This window comes from Ralstonia sp. 25mfcol4.1, from assembly GCF_900104095.1.
Lineage (GTDB): Bacteria > Pseudomonadota > Gammaproteobacteria > Burkholderiales > Burkholderiaceae > Cupriavidus.
Genome location: NZ_FNJO01000002.1, coordinates 548,401 through 564,046, shown reverse-complemented (window position 1 = coordinate 564,046; position 15,646 = coordinate 548,401). Strand labels below are relative to the sequence as shown.

Genomic DNA, 15,646 nt, shown 5'->3' with positions numbered 1-15,646 from the left:
CCCGCCACCTCGCCCTTCCCAGCCATGAGTCAATACAAGATCGCTGTCATTCCCGGAGACGGAATCGGAACGGAAGTGATGCCGGAAGGCATCCGTGTCATGGACGCCGCGGCGCGGCGCTTCGGCATCGACTTCCAGTGGGACCACTTCGACTTTTCCAGCTACGCCTACTACGAGCGCCACGGCAAGATGCTGCCGGACGACTGGTTCGACACGCTGGTCAAGTACGACGCCATCTACTTCGGCGCGGTGGGCTGGCCGCAGAAGATCGCCGACCATGTGTCGCTGTGGGGCTCGCTGCTGCAGTTCCGGCGCTCGTTCGACCAGTACGTGAACTTGCGGCCCGTGCGCCTCATGCCCGGCATCAAGAGCCCGCTGGCCGACCGCAAGCCCGGCGACATCGACTTCTACGTGGTGCGCGAGAACACCGAGGGCGAGTATTCCAGCATCGGCGGGCGCATGTATCCGAACACCGACCGCGAGATCGTGGTGCAGGAAACGGTGATGAGCCGGCACGGCGTGGACCGCATCCTGAAATTCGCGTTCGAACTGGCGCAAAAACGGCCCAAAAAGCATCTGACGTCGGCCACCAAGTCCAATGGCATCTCGATCACGATGCCCTACTGGGACGAGCGCGTGGAGGCCATGGCCGCCAACTACCCGGGCCTGAAGGTCGACAAGTACCACATCGACATCCTGACCGCGCATTTCGTTCAGCACCCGGACTGGTTCGACGTCGTGGTGGCCAGCAACCTGTTCGGCGACATCCTGTCGGACCTGGGCCCGGCCTGCACGGGCACGATCGGCGTGGCGCCGTCGGGCAACATCAATCCGGACAAGATCTATCCGAGCCTGTTCGAGCCGGTGCATGGGTCGGCGCCGGATATCGCCGGCAAGGGCATCGCCAATCCGATCGGCCAGATCTGGTGCGGCGCGATGATGCTGGAACACCTGGGCCATGCCGAGGCCGGCGCCGCCGTGCTGCAAGCCATCGAGAAGGTGCTGGCCGCCGGGCCGGGACACGCGCCGCTGACGCGCGATATTGGCGGAACCGCCTCCACGGCCGATCTCGGCCAGGCCATCGCGGAGGCACTGTGAACTTCCAGGGCTGCCCCCGTACCTTGCTGCTTGAGAGCTTCCGCGCCGCCGTCGCGGCTGCCGATCCGCTGGAAATCGTCGCCAGCCACCTGCCGCCGCCCCATGCCGGCGGCCGCACGCTGGTGGTGGGCGCCGGCAAGGCGGCCGCGTCGATGGCGCTGGCGGTGGAACGGGCCTACGCCGGCCGCGCCACGCTCGAAGGCGTGGTGGTCACGCGCTACGCGCACGGCCTGCCGACCGAACATATCCGCGTGATCGAGGCCGGCCATCCGGTGCCCGATGAGGCCGGCGAGCAGGCCGCCGCCGACATCCTGGCCCGGGTGCAGTCGCTGGGCCCCGACGACCGGCTGATCGTGCTGGTATCGGGCGGCGGATCGAGCCTGCTGTCGCTGCCGGCCGAAGGCATTCCGATGGCTGACCTGAAAGCCACCACCCGCGAATTGCTGCGCTGCGGCGCGCCGATCACCGACATGAATATCGTGCGCAAGCATGTTTCGCGCATTCAGGGCGGACGGCTCGCGCAGGCCAGCCGGGCGCCGGTGACCACCCTGATCGTGTCCGACGTGGCGGGCGACGACCCCAGCGCGATCGCATCGGGACCGACGGTGCCCGACCCCAGCACCTACGCCGATGCGCTGGCGATCCTCAAGCGTTACGGCGCCAAGGTGCCGGATACCGTCCAGGCGCACCTGGATCGCGGCGCACGCGGCGAGATCGCCGAAACGCCAAAGCCGGGCGATGCACTGTTCGCGCGCGTGGACAATCGGATGATCGCCACGGCCCATGGCAGCCTGGAAGCCGCGGCCGCGCAGTTCCGCCGCCAGGGCATCCAGCCCGTACTGCTGGGCGATACCGTGACCGGCGAGGCGCAGGAGGTGGCGCGTGTCTACGCGGCACTGGTGCGCGAGATTCGCAAGTACAATGCGCCGTTCTCCGCGCCGGTGGTGCTGATTTCGGGCGGTGAATGCACGGTCACATTGCCGAGCGGTGCCTCGGAACGGGCGCGCGGCGGCCGCTGTTCGGAATTCCTGCTGTCGCTGGCGATCGAACTGGACGGCGCGCCCAATATCCACGCGATCGCGGCCGATACCGACGGCATCGACGGGTCCGAGGACAATGCCGGGGCGCTGTTGGCGCCCGATTCCCTGGCTCGCGCCGAAGCCGCCGGTGTCTCGGCTCGGCAGAAGCTCGACACGCACGATGCGTGGGGCTTCTTCGACGCCGTGGGCGACCTGGTGGTGACCGGCCCCACGCGCACCAATGTGAACGATTACCGCGCCATCCTGATTCTCTAAGTTTTGCTTGTCCCCATGACCCAGACGCTTACGATTACCCGCCCCGACGACTGGCATCTGCACGTGCGCGACGGCGCCGCGCTGTCGGCGGTGCTGCCCGACACGGCGCGCCAGTTCGCGCGCGCCATCATCATGCCGAACCTGAAGCCGCCCGTGACCACGGTCGAGCTGGCGCGTGCCTACCGCGACCGCATCCTGGCCGCGCTGCCGGCCGGTGTGGCGTTCGAGCCGCTGATGACGCTGTACCTGACCGACAACCTGCCGCCCGAGGAAATCGTCGCGGCCAAGGCCAGCGGCTTCGTGCATGCGCTGAAGCTTTACCCGGCAGGCGCCACCACCAATAGCGACGCCGGCGTGACCGATATCCGCCGCTGCTATCCGACGCTGGAAGCGATGCAGCGCGAAGGCATTCCGCTGCTGGTGCACGGCGAGGTGACCGATGGCGACATCGACATCTTCGACCGCGAAGCCGTGTTCATCGACCGTGTGATGAAACCGCTGCGCCGCGACATGCCCGAGCTGAAGGTGGTCTTCGAGCACATCACCACGCGCGATGCCGCCCAGTACGTGGCCGAGGCCGAAGGCCCCATCGGCGCGACCATCACCGCGCACCATCTGCTCTACAACCGCAATGCCATCTTCACCGGCGGCATCCGTCCGCATTACTACTGCCTGCCGGTGCTCAAGCGCGAAATCCACCGCGACGCGCTGGTGAAGGCGGCCACGTCGGGCAGCGAACGCTTCTTCCTGGGCACCGACAGCGCGCCGCACGCACGGGGCCTGAAGGAACACGCCTGCGGCTGCGCCGGCTGCTACACGGCACTGCACGCGATGGAGCTGTACGCCGAGGCGTTCGACACGGCCGGCGCGCTGGACAAGCTCGAAGCGTTCGCCAGCTTCAACGGTCCGGCGTTCTACGGTCTGCCGCGCAACACCGGCACGCTGACGCTGACGCGCGAAGACTGGGAGTTGCCCGCCGAACTGCCGTACGGCGATACCACGCTGGTGCCGCTGCGCGCCGGCGAAACGCTGCGCTGGAAGGCGAGCTGAGCGGCTTGCTGTCCGCCATCGACTGGACGCGGCCGTGGTTCCGGCCCTTTGCGGGGTTCGCCGCGTCCGCCCCGGCCCGTAGTGGCGGGGATTTGCGCCAGGCGCTGAACGCGTGCGCCGCGCCTCTGCCTCATCTGCGGAACGCCCAAGGGCTGCCGCTGCGGTTCGTGCCCCAGGCCGACCTGCCCGAGGGCGTCGCCTACGAGGCCCATATCCACGCCACCGGCCATGTGCCGACGCGCGATAACCTCCACGACGCGTTCAACGCACTGGTCTGGCTGCAATTTCCCGAAACCAAGCGCCTGCTGAACCGGCTGCAGGCCGAGGCCATCGCGCGCGACGGCGTCGGCCAGGTGCGGGGTGGACTGCGCGATGCAGCCACGCTGTTCGACGAAAACGCGGTCATCTTCGTGAGCCGGGATGCCACGCTGTTCGACGCACTGCGCGGGTTTGCGTGGCACGAGCTGTTTGTCTCGCAGCGCAACGCGTGGCACGCCCGATGTACCGTGGTGCCGTTCGGCCATGCGCTGCTGGAAAAGCTGGTCCAACCGTACAAGTCGGTCACGGCCCATGCCTGGTGGATTCCGGCCGCGCCCGATACCCCGTTAGACCGACTCGACCGGCTGCTGGCAGGCTCGCTCGCCGATGCGGCCAGCGCCAGCCGCCTTGCCGGCGGCCGCAGCTTCGCGCCATTGCCGGTGCTGGGCATTCCGGGCTGGTGCGATGGCAACGCCGATCCGGCGTTCTACGCCGATACCAGCGTGTTCCGGCCGGGCCGCCGCACAGCCGCGCCGGCCACGCAGGGCTGACCGTCGCCCACTTCGGTGTTAGACTGCGGCCCGCAAAGCAGGCCAGACAATCGCTGCTTGCCCTCGCAAGGGGGTGAGGGGAGGAAAGTCCGGACTCCACAGGGCAGGGTGTTGGCTAACAGCCATCCACGGCAACGTGCGGAATAGGGCCACAGAGACGAGTCTTGCCGCCGGCTTCGGCTGGCGGGAAGGGTGAAACGCGGTAACCTCCACCTGGAGCAATCCCAAATAGGCAGACGATGAAGCGGCCCGCCGAGTCTGCGGGTAGGGAGCTGGAGCCGTCCGGTAACGGCCGGCCTAGAGGAATGGTTGTCACATGCCGTGCGCCTGTAAAGGCACGCGGCGTGCACAGAATCCGGCTTATCGGCCTGCTTTGCTCTTTCGGATACAAAAAACGCCCGGCGCAGGGGCTCTGCGCCGGGCGTCTTGCTTTCAGGGCGGCGTTGAAGGCGGGGGCGGTCTGCCGCGCGGGCCGGTCAGCCTTCGATGATCTCGGTGGTGTGGGTAATCTCGGCGGTCTTGGCCAGCATGATCGATGCCGAGCAGTACTTTTCGTGCGACAGCTCGATGGCGCGCTCCACCTTGGCGGGGTCCAGGTTCTTGCCCGTCACCGTGAAGTGGAAGTTGATCTTGGTGAAGACCTTCGGGTCGGCGTCCGCGCGTTCAGCGTCGAGCTTGACCGAGCAGCCGCGCACGTCCTGGCGCCCGCGCTTGAGGATCAGCACCACGTCATAGGCGGTGCAGCCGCCGGTGCCCAGCAGCACCATCTCCATCGGACGCGGTGCCAGGTTGTTGCCACCGCCGTCGGGCGCGCCGTCCATCGCCACAAGGTGTCCGCTGCCGGTCTGGGCGATGAAGCTCATGCCTTCCGGGCCCGACCATGTCACTTTGCATTCCATTTTTTTCGTTCCTCGTTTCCTGATGGTGTTTTTGCGCTCGCACCGGCGCGCGTCGTGCCGCTTGCATTCCGCGAGTATAGGGCAATCGCCACGTGGGCTTTGGGTGCGGGATTACCCCTAATATTCCGAAGGTTTCCTCTAGTGTGGCGTCTATGCGCCACATAAGGAATCATGTCAAGTCATTGAATTATATGAATATTGCCGTGTTGCGAGCGGTGTCTTCTTCATTTCATATTATGATATGCGATTTCGCAGTGCAAATTTTCTTGCATCCCGGAGGCCCGTATGTATAATTCAATCCATCGAACGACGGCGCTGATGAGCGCGCCAGAGTGCGAAAGCGAAAGCCGGTAACGTACCCGAATCGCTCGCCGCACCGCCCGCCCTGACCGGCCCCGTCGATCGCCCGGTGTCTCCTCCACCCTCCTCCTTTGGTGGATTCAAACCCAAGTCCAATACGACTTGGGTTTTTTTTCGTCGATTGCAAGGGCCTATCGCCGGCCCGCAGCCCGTCATTGCGGCGCAAGCGGCGCTTTGGCCTGGTGTTCGGCGCTGCCTGCTTGACGAAAAGCCACAACTTTGCTTGTGCGATCGAGAGAACGCCCAGTATAATCGTCGGCTTTCCGGTCATTGCCCCCGGAAAAAGATTCAGGGAGAGCCTGCAGATACAAGCAGGAAGGCCAGGTCCAAAGGGCCGGCCGCTGACAGGACGCTAAAACGGCGACCGTCATCTCGGGCAGTTTTCAAAATCAGGAAAAAATCATGAAGACCTTTTCCGCCAAGCCTGCAGAGGTAAAGCGCGACTGGTACGTGATTGACGCGACGGACAAGGTCCTCGGCCGTGTTGCCAGCGAAGTGGCACGCCGACTGCGCGGCAAGCACAAGCCGGAATTCACTCCTCACGTCGACACCGGTGATTTCATCATCATCGTCAATGCAGCCAAGCTGCGCGTGACGGGTACCAAGGAACAGGACAAGAAGTACTACCGTCACTCGGGTTACCCGGGCGGTATCTACGAAACCACGTTCGGCAAGATGCAGCAACGTTTCCCGGGCCGCGCCCTGGAAAAGGCTGTCAAGGGCATGCTGCCGAAGGGTCCGCTGGGCTACGCGATGATCAAGAAGCTGAAGGTTTATGCCGAAGGCGAGCATCCGCATAGCGCACAGCAGCCCAAGGTGCTGGAAATCTAAAGGGGCCAATATCCATGATCGGTAACTGGAATTACGGTACTGGCCGCCGCAAGAGCGCTGTGGCTCGTGTCTTCATCAAGTCGGGCAAGGGCGACATCATCGTCAACGGCAAGCCCATCAAAGAGTATTTCGCTCGCGAAACCTCGCTGATGATCGTGCGCCAGCCGCTGGAACTGACCGCTCACGCCGAAACGTTCGACATCAAGGTCAACGTGACCGGCGGTGGCGAAACCGGCCAGGCCGGTGCTGTTCGCCACGGCATCACCCGCGCCCTGATCGACTACGATGCAACGCTGAAGTCGGCCCTGTCGAAGGCTGGCTACGTGACGCGTGACGCTCGTGAAGTCGAACGTAAGAAGGTCGGTCTGCACAAGGCACGTCGCCGGAAGCAGTTCTCGAAGCGTTAATTCGCTGTTGTCCCGATCTGGCATCGCCGGATCTGGCAGCCCAAAAAACCGCACGATTCATCGTGCGGTTTTTTTTCGTCTGTCGCGCGCGCAGTCCGCCCGCGATATCGTCTCAACCCTGATGCAGACTTGCCATTTCTTACACTTTTCATTCGCGCAATGATCGCCCGGCGATACAATCACGGGCCTGCAGATCGGGGGAATAGACGATGGGTCACAGGATTACCTGGCGGATATCGCGATGGGGGTGAAGTACCGGCCGCTGCGTGCACGCGGCAAGCTGCGGGCAGGGCGAGCCATTGTCCGGACCCACCGGCCATGGCGAAACTGGCTATTGGTTGCAGTGCTGCTGTGCGTGGTTGGAGTGCTCACGGGCGTGTCAGCGTATGAAGCAGGGCGCCGTTCGGCGCCGCCGCGCGCAACGGACGCCGGTCTGGAGGCGGCCCATCAACTGTTGCGCCAGCAACTGGCAGAGGTGTCCGCCGAGCGCGACAGCCTGCGGCAGAGCGCCAACACGGCCGAGGCCCGACTGCAGATCGCGCGTGCCGCGCAGGAACGCATGGCTGAACAGGTCAAGTCGGCCGAGGCCGAGGTGGCACAGCTGAAAGAGGATCTTGGATTCTTTGAATCCCTGCTGCCGGCTTCCGGGGACACGTCCGGTATCCACGTGCGGAGCTTCCGGGTGGCCATGGATGAAACGCAGCCCCGGGCCCTGCATTACCGGCTGCTGGTCATGCAGGGCGGGTCAAAGGCCTTTGTCGAGCAGCCCGAGTTCCGGGGTGAAGTGCAATTCACAATTTCGGGTAATCGTCACGGCAAGCCGTTAACCTTGATGTTGCCGCAACCGGGCGATGCTCCGCTGCCGGCAATCCGGCTGACGCATTACCAACGCATCGAAGGCGACCTGGCGATTCCGCAGGATGCCGAAGTCCGTGCCGTATCGGTCCGCATCGTCCAGAACGGCCAGGTTCGGACGACGCAGACTGCCACGCCGTAGTACGCGCAAAGAGGGAGTACAACATGCTGTTTTCGAAGAAGAAGGCGCTGTCCATCGACACGCTGGTGGGCCAGGACGCCGCCATCGAAGGCGATGTGACCTTTTCCGGGGGATTGCGTCTGGACGGTCGCGTGCGCGGCAATGTCGTGGCCGCCGAGGGCAAGTCGAGCATGCTGGTGATCAGCGAGAAGGGCGTGGTGGAGGGCGAGGTGCGCGTGGATCATCTGATCCTGAACGGCACCGTAACCGGCCCTGTTCATGCCGCCGAACTGCTCGAACTGCAGCCTCATGCGCGGGTGTATGGTGAAGTGCGTTATGCGGCGCTTGAAATGCACCAGGGCGCCATTGTCGAAGGCCGGCTGGTGCCGTTGGTGCAAAGTGAAATTCGGGCCTTGCCGAACCATGTGCCGCCCGCCGCGGTCAAGGAAGCGCAGGCCGATACAGCGGAAGTGACGCAGGAAGCGGAAACGGTGAAAGACAAGGTGGCTGAGGACAGGACGGCTGAAGACAAGGCGAGCGAAGCCAAGCCAAGCGAAGACAAGGCGACCCAAAGCGCCAGCGTGCCCGCCTGAGGTGACGCACCCGCCCAGAGACCCTTGAAAACACAGGGCTTCGGCACGATTTGTGAGTAGCCCGTAGAATACGGGCGTATCTAACCAGGAGAATTCCCCATGAACGCAGTCGCAGAGGCACCTGTTACCGAGGAAATGCCGGCACCGTTCGTCTTTACCGACAGCGCCGCCGACAAGGTCAAGCAGCTGATCGAGGAAGAGGGCAATGCCGAGCTGAAGCTGCGCGTGTTCGTGCAGGGCGGCGGTTGCTCCGGCTTCCAGTACGGCTTCACGTTCGATGAAGACGTCAATGAAGACGACACGACGCTGGTGAAGAATGGCGTCACCCTGTTGATCGACTCGATGAGCTACCAGTACCTGGTGGGCGCCGAGATCGACTACAAGGAAGACATCAATGGCGCACAGTTCGTGATCAAGAACCCGAACGCCTCGACCACCTGCGGTTGCGGCTCGTCGTTCTCGGTCTGAGCGATCTCGCCAAAGAAAAAGCGCACTCCGGTGCGCTTTTTTTATGCCCGAAAGAGCGGCCAGGCCGCAGGTCAGCGCGGATAGATGGCGCCCAGCACGCGCGGCCCCGCCGCGCCCGTGACCGTCGGGACGTTCCCCGGCGCCCTGCGCACGCACTGCCGCGCCAGCCACGCAAAGGCGATGGCTTCCACCTGCGATACCGGCACCCCGAAATCCTCGGTGGTCTGGACCGTGATCCCCGGCAGCAACCGGCCCAGCGTCGCCATCAGGTAGTCATTGCGCGCGCCACCGCCGCAAACGATCAGGCGCCGCGCGTTGCCGGCATGCGTCCGCACGTCGTGGGCGATGGCCGTGGCCGTCAGCGTGGCCAGGGTCGCCTGCACATCGGCGGGGGCGATCTGGCGGGCCAGGCCGTTCAGCACCGCTTGCAGCCATTCCGGATGGAACAGGTCACGCCCCGTGCTCTTGGGCGGCGGCGCGCCGAAGTAAGGCTCCGCCAGCAGGCGTGACAGCAGGTCGGAATCGACGCTGCCGCTGGCGCCCCACGCACCGCGATCGTCGAACGGCTGGCCGCGATGCTGCTGCACCCAGTGGTCGAGCAGCGCATTGCCGGGACCACAGTCGAAGCCCGTCACCGGGCGGCCGGAATGGGCGGCCGGCAGGATGCTGATATTGGAGATGCCGCCGATATTGCAGACCACGCGCGTTTCATCGCGGGCGCCGAACAGCGCCGCGTGGACGGCCGGCACCAGCGGCGCACCCTGGCCGCCGGCTGCGATGTCACGGCTGCGGAAGTCGGCCACCACATCGATATCGGTCAGCTCGGCCAGCAGGGCCGGATGCTGGGTCTGTCGCGTGTAGCCCGTCCCGTCATACAGGCCGGGACGATGGCGGATCGTCTGGCCGTGCGCGCCGATGGCGGTCACGTGCTCGGGCGCGACATCGGCCACGCGCAACAGCTCCGCCACGCATTCGGCATACACGCGCGCCAGCCCGTTGGCAGCCAGGGCCTCGCGATGGATCTCGTCGTCGCCGGGCTGCTGCAGCGCGCCGAACGCTTCGCGCAACGCCGGGGGAAACGGCGCGTGCGCGGCAGCCAGCACGACGGGATGGGCGCCGGAGAAATCCACCAGCACACCATCCGCGCCGTCCATGCTGGTGCCCGACATCAGGCCGATATAGCAGTCGCTGGGCACCGAAGGCAGGGACATGGATCAGTTGCTGGCGGTCAGGACGTTATAGGTGCGCAGCATGTTGATGCGGCTCAGCATGGCGCTTGAATAGTTCAGGAATTCGGCGCGCGACTTGCCGGTGAGCGTCGGCGCTTCCATCAGCGTCGTCGTCAGCGGGTTCTGGGGCACGTCGTTATAGCGGAACTCGTAATGCAGGTGCGGCCCGGTGGCCCAGCCTGTGGAGCCCACGTAGCCGATCACCTGGCCCTGGCTCACATGCTGGCCCTCGCGGATGCCCGCGAAGCCGGACAGGTGGGCGTAATAGGTCGAATAGCCGCCGGCGTGCTGCAGCACGATGATGTTGCCGTAGCCGTTCTGCTGCCCGACGAAGTCCACCGTACCTTCGCCCGACGCCAGCACCTTGGTGCCCTGCGGCGCGGCGAAATCCACGCCCTTGTGCTGCGCCCATTTGTGGTGGAGCGGATGGTCGCGGCCGCCGAAACCCGACGACACGCGCGAGAACTCCACCGGCGAACGCAGGAACGGGCGCTTCATGCTGCGGCCGTCGAACGTGTAGTAGGCACCCGGCTCGCCGTCCTGCGGCGCGTACCAGAGCGCCTGGTACAGCGTGTTGCGATTGATCAGCTCGATCGCCACCACGCGGCCGTTGCGCACGAACGCGCCGTCGCGGAAGCCGGCTTCGTAGACGATGCGGAAACGATCGCCGCGCGCAATGTCGTGGTGGAAGTCGATCACGCCCGAGAAGATCGAGATCATCTGGCTGACCACTTCGTCAGGCACGTTGGCGGCGTCCATCGACTTGAAAAAGCCGTTGGTATCGATGGCGCCCGACGCCATTTCGTAGTGCAGGTCGTTCTCGACCGTGGCGATGCGGGCCTTGTACGTGTAGTCGCCGCCTTCCTTGGCCGGCGCCACGCGCTCGATCACCAGTTCGCGCGATGCCGCGGCGTCGCCGCCCAGGTTGGCCTGCAGCGACACCAGCAGGTTGCTGTCGTCGATCTCGGCCTGCACGGTCTGGCCGGGGTTCAGGTTGAACAGGCCCCGGGCGGTGGAATTCTTCAGGATGAAGGACTGCGCGTCGGGATCTTCCACGCCAAGGCGGCGCAGCAGCGTGGCGATGGTGTCGCCGCGCTGCATGCGTTCCTGGCGCACGTAGACGCTGTTGCCGTCGACTTCCGTCAACTGTTCAAGTTGCTCGCGCACGTCGGGCATGCGCAGCGGCTGCAGCACGCGCGGGGCGAGCGGATCATCGTAGGCGTTGCGGGGGGCAACGCCCATCGCAGCCGCCATGCCAAGCGTGAAGACCGTGCCGACGGCAACGGTCAACTGCTTGCGGCGGCGCGTATGCTGGGGATTCGTAGGGTCAACAAGGACCACCAGCTCACGCGCGAAAACTTCGCGGAGACTAGACCACATCACGTAGAATTCAAGCTTTCGGTATTGCCAAGGCCGCTGCCGCGACGATATCTCTCGTCTGCCTTCCTCCCCCGAGGTGCGGTGCGGGCGTTGTCTGATTGCCGCCTGGAGTGGCGGTTGGCCGACGGATGACCCGTCTGGCACGAAGCGCGGATTATACCAGAACCGCTCCGGCCGTCCGTCGCAATTTCCTTATAGATTTCAAAGACTTACGTCATGAGTGAAGTGTCCTCGGCCGCCGCGCCCAATTATCCACTTACGCCGTCGGTGATGCGCGCCCTGGAGATCACCAAGCGCGGCTGCGACGAGCTGCTGGTTGAAACCGAGTGGCTCCAGAAGCTCGCCCGCAGCGAAGCCACCGGCGTGCCGCTGCGCATCAAGCTGGGCCTGGACCCCACGGCACCCGATATCCACCTCGGGCACACCGTGGTGCTGAACAAGCTGCGCCAGCTCCAGGACCTGGGCCACCAGGTGATCTTCCTCATCGGCGACTTCACGTCGACGATCGGTGATCCGTCCGGCCGCAATTCGACCCGCCCGCCGCTTACCCGCGAGCAGATCGAGGCCAACGCCCAGACCTACTACAAGCAGGCGAGCCTGGTGCTCGATCCGGCGAAAACCGAAATCCGCTACAACAGCGAGTGGTGCGACCCGCTCGGCGCGCGCGGCATGATCCAGCTGGCAGCCAAATACACGGTGGCCCGGATGATGGAGCGTGACGACTTCACCAAACGGTTCCGGTCTGGGATTCCGATTTCGGTCCATGAGTTCCTTTATCCGCTCATGCAGGGCTACGATTCGGTGGCGCTGAAGTCCGATCTCGAACTTGGCGGCACGGACCAGAAGTTCAACCTGCTGGTGGGGCGCGAGCTGCAGAAGGAGTATGGCCAGGAGTCGCAGTGCATCCTGACCATGCCGCTGCTGGTGGGTCTGGACGGCGTCGAGAAGATGTCGAAGTCCAAGAACAACTACATCGGCGTGACCGAGGCCCCGAACGACATGTTCGGCAAGCTGATGAGCATCTCGGACGACCTGATGTGGCAGTACTTCACGCTGCTGTCGTTCCGCCCGATGAGCGAGATCGACCTGATGAAGGAAGAAATCGCCGCGGGCCGGAACCCGCGTGACTGCAAGGTGTTGCTGGCGCAGGAAATCGTCGCGCGCTTTCACAGCCAGGCCGCTGCCGAAGCCGCGCTCGAGGCCTTCAACCACCGCGCCCGCGGCGGCATTCCCGAAGACATCCCCGCCGTGACGCTGGAAGGCGCCCCGCTGGGCATCGGCCAGCTGCTCAAGCTGGCCAACCTGGTGCCCTCGACGTCGGAGGCAAACCGCAATATCGAGCAGGGCGGCGTGAAGATCGATGGTGAGACCGTCAGCGACAAGGCGGTCAAGGTCGCTGCCGGCACATACGTCGTGCAGGTGGGCAAGCGCCGCTTTGCGCGCGTGACGCTGGCCTGACGCGGCCATGATTGCCCTGATCCAGCGCGTATCCCAGGCGCGCGTGACCGTGGACGGCCGCACCACCGGCGAAATCGGCGCCGGCCTGCTGGCGCTGGTCTGCGCCGAGCGCGGCGACACCGAGGCGCAGGCCGAACGGTTGCTGGCCAAGCTGCTGTCGTACCGGGTGTTTTCCGATGCCGAGGGCAGGATGAACCTGCCCGTGCAGAACATCGACGGCCAGGGCACGGCGGGTGGCTTGCTGGTGGTGTCCCAGTTCACGCTGGCCGCCGATACCAACAGCGGCACGCGCCCCAGCTTCACCCCGGCGGCGGCACCGGAAGACGGCCGCCGCCTCTATGATCATTTCGTGACCCGCGCACGCGCCGCGCATCCGTCGGTCCAGACCGGCGAATTCGGCGCCATGATGCAGGTCAGCCTGACCAACGATGGTCCCGTGACGTTCTGGCTGCGCGTGCCGCCGGCCGGAACTGCCTGACATATCGAAGGAGATCTTCATGAAACTCTGGAGCAAGGCTTTTGCCGACAACGCGCCGATTCCCGGCGAGTTTGCCTTCTGCGTACCCGATGCCGCCAGCCATGTGGCGTTGTCGTCGAACCGCAACCCGGACCTGCACTGGGAAGACTTCCCGGCCGGCACCCGGTCGTTCGCGCTGATCGTCCACGACCCCGATGTGCCCAGCAAGGGCGATGACGTGAACCAGGAAGGCCGCGAAGTGCCGGCGTCGCTGCCGCGCGTGGACTTTTTCCACTGGGTGCTGGTCGATATTCCGCCCGGCCTGAGCACGATCTCGGCCGGCACGCATAGCGACGGCGTGATCGCGCGTGGCAAGCCAGGCCCCGAGGCGCTGGTGGGCACCGCCACGGCCGGCGGCCTGCGCCACGGCCTGAACGACTACACGGGCTGGTTCGCCAACGACCCCGACATGAAGGGCGACTACTTCGGCTACGACGGCCCCTGCCCGCCGTGGAACGATGCCATCGCGCACCGCTACGTGTTCACCGTGTATGCGCTCGACATCGATCGTGTGCCGGTGGAGGGCAAGTTCACCGGCGCCGACGTGCGCCGCGCGATCGACGGCCATGTGCTGGCGCAGGCCAGCTACACCGGCACCTACACGCTGAACCCGAAGCTGGTGAAGTAAGCCGGCAGTCGCCGCGCCACACTCCGCCAAATCCGTCGCCCCCAAGGAACCGGCATGTTGCAAAGTAACGGCCCGCAGTCGCTGGCCTACACCCACCTGATCGTGATCCGCCATGGCGAGACGGCCTGGAACCGCGAACGGCGGCTGCAGGGCCAGATCGACATTCCGCTGAACGACACGGGCCGCGCCCAGGCCCGCGCGCTGGCCGAAGCCCTGACCGGCGAGCCGATCGATGCGGTGTACACCAGCGATCTGGGACGTGCATTCGAAACGGCCACGCCGCTGGCGCAGGCGCTGGGTTTGTCCGTGCGCGCCGAGCCGCGCCTGCGCGAACGCTGCTACGGCGAGCTCGAAGGCATGACGTATGCGGAAGTGGCGGAAAAGCGGCCCGACGACTTTGCGCGCTGGCAGGCGCGCGTGCCCGACTACGCGCCGCCGGCCGGTGAATCGCTGCGCGAATTCCACGAGCGGGCGGTGGAGGTGGCGCTGTCGCTGTCGCGCCGCCATCCGGGCGAACGGATCGCGCTGGTGGCCCACGGCGGTGTGCTCGATTGCCTCTATCGCGAGGCTACCGGCATGACGCTGGAGGCGCCGCGCTCGCACGAGCTGCTGAACGCCAGCGTCAACCGGCTGCGATGCGACAGTGCCAACCTGACGCTGCTGCAATGGGCCGATGTCAGCCACCTCGAGGCGCTGACGCTGGACGAGGTCGATCGCCGCGTACCGTGATACGCGGTGCGCGCTATCAAGGCCGAACGCCTACACGCGCAGCCGGAACGGCGTGAAATCGGTGTTCCGGTCGTACCAGTCCTCGTTCTCCGCCCTCTTCAGGAATCCCACCACCTTGTAGGTCACGGGGGTCATCACGACCTCCCAGCCGGTCTTCAGGATGTACTGGGCGATGGCCACCTGGATGACCTTTTCCAGCGGCCAGATGCCGTAGAACGCAATCACGTAGAACAGCGATGAATCGACGAGCTCGCCCGCCAGGGTCGAGCCGATCGTCCGTGTCCAGAGCCAGCGGCCGCCGGTCCAGAGCTTCATCTTTGCCAGGGTGTAGCTATTGGCGAAACTGCCACAGCAGAACGCGATCAGGGATCCCAACGCAATGCGCCAGGTGTTGCCGAACACGTCTTCCAGGCTTTTCTGGTAGTCGATCATGAATGGCGCCACGGGCATGCGCAGCACGACGAAGGCCATGAACGTGGCAAACGCCAGTGCGGCAAAGCCGGCCCAGACCACGCGCCGGTCGCGGCCGTAGCCGTAGACCTCGGTGAGCACGTCGCCAAAAATGTACGAGACCGGGAAGAACAGCACGCCCGCGCCGAACGTGACCGGCCCGATCACCGGCAGCGTGACCTGCGCCGCCTTGGCCGCACCGATCAGGTTCGAGCACAGCAGCACCGTGACAAAGGCCACCATCACGAGGTCGTAGTAGCGATAGACGCGTCCGGAATGGCCGGAGGCGGCGGTGGCGGCAAGCGGTTCTTGCATGGGTGGCATCCGGAGGCGGGCAGCGCGGGGGCGTCGCAATTCGCGCGATTATGCCAGTGGCGACGCGTGCGCGTGGCGCGCCCATGAAAAAGCCCGGCCGAAGCCGGGCGTTTCCCATCTGCCGCGTGCCTGGCCGCCCCGGCAAGGCGGGGCG

Annotated in this window: 17 protein-coding genes and 1 other RNA gene; 14 read left to right on the top strand and 4 right to left on the bottom strand. The window is 65.3% G+C overall.

Annotated features, from left to right (window positions below; all coding sequences use genetic code 11):
• Positions 1 to 24 precede the first annotated feature (24 nt).
• The 5 genes from BLQ58_RS05650 (at position 25) to rnpB (ending at position 4,631) form a co-directional block, all read left to right on the top strand.
• Complete coding sequence (locus BLQ58_RS05650; RefSeq protein WP_029051562.1) at positions 25 to 1,098, top strand: tartrate dehydrogenase; 1,074 nt, start codon at positions 25 to 27, stop codon at positions 1,096 to 1,098.
• The gene (locus BLQ58_RS05645; RefSeq protein ID WP_029051561.1) at positions 1,095 to 2,393 is read left to right on the top strand and encodes a glycerate kinase type-2 family protein; all 1,299 of its coding nucleotides are present in this window, start codon (positions 1,095 to 1,097) and stop codon (positions 2,391 to 2,393) included. Before BLQ58_RS05650 ends, BLQ58_RS05645 begins: the two co-directional genes overlap by 4 nt.
• Before the next feature lie 15 nt (positions 2,394 to 2,408).
• Positions 2,409 to 3,443: a dihydroorotase gene (gene pyrC / locus BLQ58_RS05640; protein ID WP_029051560.1), complete on the top strand. Its 1,035-nt coding sequence runs from the start codon at positions 2,409 to 2,411 to the stop codon at positions 3,441 to 3,443.
• A gap of 5 nt (positions 3,444 to 3,448) precedes the next feature.
• The gene (locus BLQ58_RS05635; RefSeq protein ID WP_092595360.1) at positions 3,449 to 4,252 is read left to right on the top strand and encodes a DUF3025 domain-containing protein; all 804 of its coding nucleotides are present in this window, start codon (positions 3,449 to 3,451) and stop codon (positions 4,250 to 4,252) included.
• Between the two features lie 34 nt (positions 4,253 to 4,286).
• An RNA gene (gene rnpB, locus BLQ58_RS05630) (RNase P RNA component class A) lies at positions 4,287 to 4,631 on the top strand.
• A gap of 97 nt (positions 4,632 to 4,728) precedes the next feature.
• Here the strand turns inward: rnpB and BLQ58_RS05625 are convergent.
• Positions 4,729 to 5,151 carry an OsmC family protein gene (locus BLQ58_RS05625; RefSeq protein ID WP_092595358.1) on the bottom strand — a complete coding sequence of 141 codons (423 nt, stop codon included), beginning with the start codon at positions 5,149 to 5,151 and terminating at the stop codon, positions 4,729 to 4,731.
• Positions 5,152 to 5,913: 762 nt separating this feature from the next.
• Here BLQ58_RS05625 and rplM point away from each other — a divergent pair.
• The 5 genes from rplM to erpA all read left to right on the top strand — a co-directional run bounded on the left by rplM (position 5,914) and on the right by erpA (position 8,786).
• Complete coding sequence (rplM, locus tag BLQ58_RS05620; protein WP_019447062.1) at positions 5,914 to 6,342, top strand: 50S ribosomal protein L13; 429 nt, start codon at positions 5,914 to 5,916, stop codon at positions 6,340 to 6,342.
• 14 nt (positions 6,343 to 6,356) lie between these two features.
• On the top strand, positions 6,357 to 6,749 hold the full coding sequence (gene rpsI, locus BLQ58_RS05615) for a 30S ribosomal protein S9 (protein WP_066739492.1): 393 nt from the start codon (positions 6,357 to 6,359) through the stop codon (positions 6,747 to 6,749).
• 241 nt (positions 6,750 to 6,990) lie between these two features.
• Complete coding sequence (locus BLQ58_RS05610; protein ID WP_092595356.1) at positions 6,991 to 7,746, top strand: DUF6776 family protein; 756 nt, start codon at positions 6,991 to 6,993, stop codon at positions 7,744 to 7,746.
• A 23-nt stretch (positions 7,747 to 7,769) separates the two neighbouring features.
• The gene (locus BLQ58_RS05605) at positions 7,770 to 8,318 is read left to right on the top strand and encodes a bactofilin family protein (RefSeq protein WP_092595354.1); all 549 of its coding nucleotides are present in this window, start codon (positions 7,770 to 7,772) and stop codon (positions 8,316 to 8,318) included.
• A gap of 99 nt (positions 8,319 to 8,417) precedes the next feature.
• Positions 8,418 to 8,786: an iron-sulfur cluster insertion protein ErpA gene (gene erpA, locus BLQ58_RS05600; RefSeq protein WP_066739489.1), complete on the top strand. Its 369-nt coding sequence runs from the start codon at positions 8,418 to 8,420 to the stop codon at positions 8,784 to 8,786.
• 71 nt (positions 8,787 to 8,857) lie between these two features.
• Here erpA and BLQ58_RS05595 read toward each other — a convergent pair whose 3' ends face one another.
• Both BLQ58_RS05595 and BLQ58_RS05590 read right to left on the bottom strand, forming a co-directional pair.
• Complete coding sequence (locus BLQ58_RS05595) at positions 8,858 to 9,997, bottom strand: anhydro-N-acetylmuramic acid kinase (protein WP_092595352.1); 1,140 nt, start codon at positions 9,995 to 9,997, stop codon at positions 8,858 to 8,860.
• Between the two features lie 3 nt (positions 9,998 to 10,000).
• Entirely contained in the window at positions 10,001 to 11,395 is a 1,395-nt protein-coding gene (locus tag BLQ58_RS05590) for a M23 family metallopeptidase (RefSeq protein WP_092595350.1), read from the bottom strand.
• A gap of 216 nt (positions 11,396 to 11,611) precedes the next feature.
• On the opposite strand from BLQ58_RS05590, the gene tyrS reads away from it, so the two are divergent.
• Genes tyrS through BLQ58_RS05570 form a run of 4 tightly spaced genes read left to right on the top strand, consistent with a single transcriptional unit; the run spans position 11,612 to position 14,727 of the window.
• Complete coding sequence (tyrS, locus tag BLQ58_RS05585) at positions 11,612 to 12,853, top strand: tyrosine--tRNA ligase (protein ID WP_092595348.1); 1,242 nt, start codon at positions 11,612 to 11,614, stop codon at positions 12,851 to 12,853.
• Positions 12,854 to 12,860: 7 nt separating this feature from the next.
• Positions 12,861 to 13,331: a D-aminoacyl-tRNA deacylase gene (gene dtd, locus BLQ58_RS05580; RefSeq protein ID WP_092595346.1), complete on the top strand. Its 471-nt coding sequence runs from the start codon at positions 12,861 to 12,863 to the stop codon at positions 13,329 to 13,331.
• A 19-nt stretch (positions 13,332 to 13,350) separates the two neighbouring features.
• Positions 13,351 to 13,998, top strand: coding sequence for a YbhB/YbcL family Raf kinase inhibitor-like protein (locus BLQ58_RS05575; RefSeq protein ID WP_092595344.1), 648 nt, complete (start codon positions 13,351 to 13,353; stop codon positions 13,996 to 13,998).
• Between the two features lie 54 nt (positions 13,999 to 14,052).
• Positions 14,053 to 14,727, top strand: a complete 675-nt coding sequence (locus BLQ58_RS05570) for a histidine phosphatase family protein (RefSeq protein ID WP_092595342.1) — start codon at positions 14,053 to 14,055, stop codon at positions 14,725 to 14,727.
• A 30-nt stretch (positions 14,728 to 14,757) separates the two neighbouring features.
• Here the strand turns inward: BLQ58_RS05570 and BLQ58_RS05565 are convergent, their stop codons facing one another.
• Entirely contained in the window at positions 14,758 to 15,492 is a 735-nt protein-coding gene (locus BLQ58_RS05565; protein ID WP_092595340.1) for a queuosine precursor transporter, read from the bottom strand.
• Positions 15,493 to 15,646: the final 154 nt, after the last annotated feature.

Bases quoted from the DNA above. Each gene is read 5' to 3' on its own strand.
- tyrS (WP_092595348.1), top strand. From the start codon at position 11,612: ATGAGTGAAGTGTCCTCGGCCGCCGCGCCCAATTATCCACTTACGCCG.
- rpsI (WP_066739492.1), top strand. From the start codon at position 6,357: ATGATCGGTAACTGGAATTACGGTACTGGCCGCCGCAAGAGCGCTGTG.
- BLQ58_RS05595 (WP_092595352.1), bottom strand. From the start codon at position 9,997: ATGTCCCTGCCTTCGGTGCCCAGCGACTGCTATATCGGCCTGATGTCG.
- BLQ58_RS05570 (WP_092595342.1), top strand. From the start codon at position 14,053: ATGTTGCAAAGTAACGGCCCGCAGTCGCTGGCCTACACCCACCTGATC.
- BLQ58_RS05625 (WP_092595358.1), bottom strand. From the start codon at position 5,151: ATGGAATGCAAAGTGACATGGTCGGGCCCGGAAGGCATGAGCTTCATC.
- BLQ58_RS05575 (WP_092595344.1), top strand. From the start codon at position 13,351: ATGAAACTCTGGAGCAAGGCTTTTGCCGACAACGCGCCGATTCCCGGC.
- dtd (WP_092595346.1), top strand. From the start codon at position 12,861: ATGATTGCCCTGATCCAGCGCGTATCCCAGGCGCGCGTGACCGTGGAC.
- BLQ58_RS05590 (WP_092595350.1), bottom strand. From the start codon at position 11,395: ATGTGGTCTAGTCTCCGCGAAGTTTTCGCGCGTGAGCTGGTGGTCCTT.
- BLQ58_RS05610 (WP_092595356.1), top strand. From the start codon at position 6,991: ATGGGGGTGAAGTACCGGCCGCTGCGTGCACGCGGCAAGCTGCGGGCA.
- rplM (WP_019447062.1), top strand. From the start codon at position 5,914: ATGAAGACCTTTTCCGCCAAGCCTGCAGAGGTAAAGCGCGACTGGTAC.
- BLQ58_RS05650 (WP_029051562.1), top strand. From the start codon at position 25: ATGAGTCAATACAAGATCGCTGTCATTCCCGGAGACGGAATCGGAACG.
- erpA (WP_066739489.1), top strand. From the start codon at position 8,418: ATGAACGCAGTCGCAGAGGCACCTGTTACCGAGGAAATGCCGGCACCG.
- BLQ58_RS05565 (WP_092595340.1), bottom strand. From the start codon at position 15,492: ATGCAAGAACCGCTTGCCGCCACCGCCGCCTCCGGCCATTCCGGACGC.
- BLQ58_RS05605 (WP_092595354.1), top strand. From the start codon at position 7,770: ATGCTGTTTTCGAAGAAGAAGGCGCTGTCCATCGACACGCTGGTGGGC.
- pyrC (WP_029051560.1), top strand. From the start codon at position 2,409: ATGACCCAGACGCTTACGATTACCCGCCCCGACGACTGGCATCTGCAC.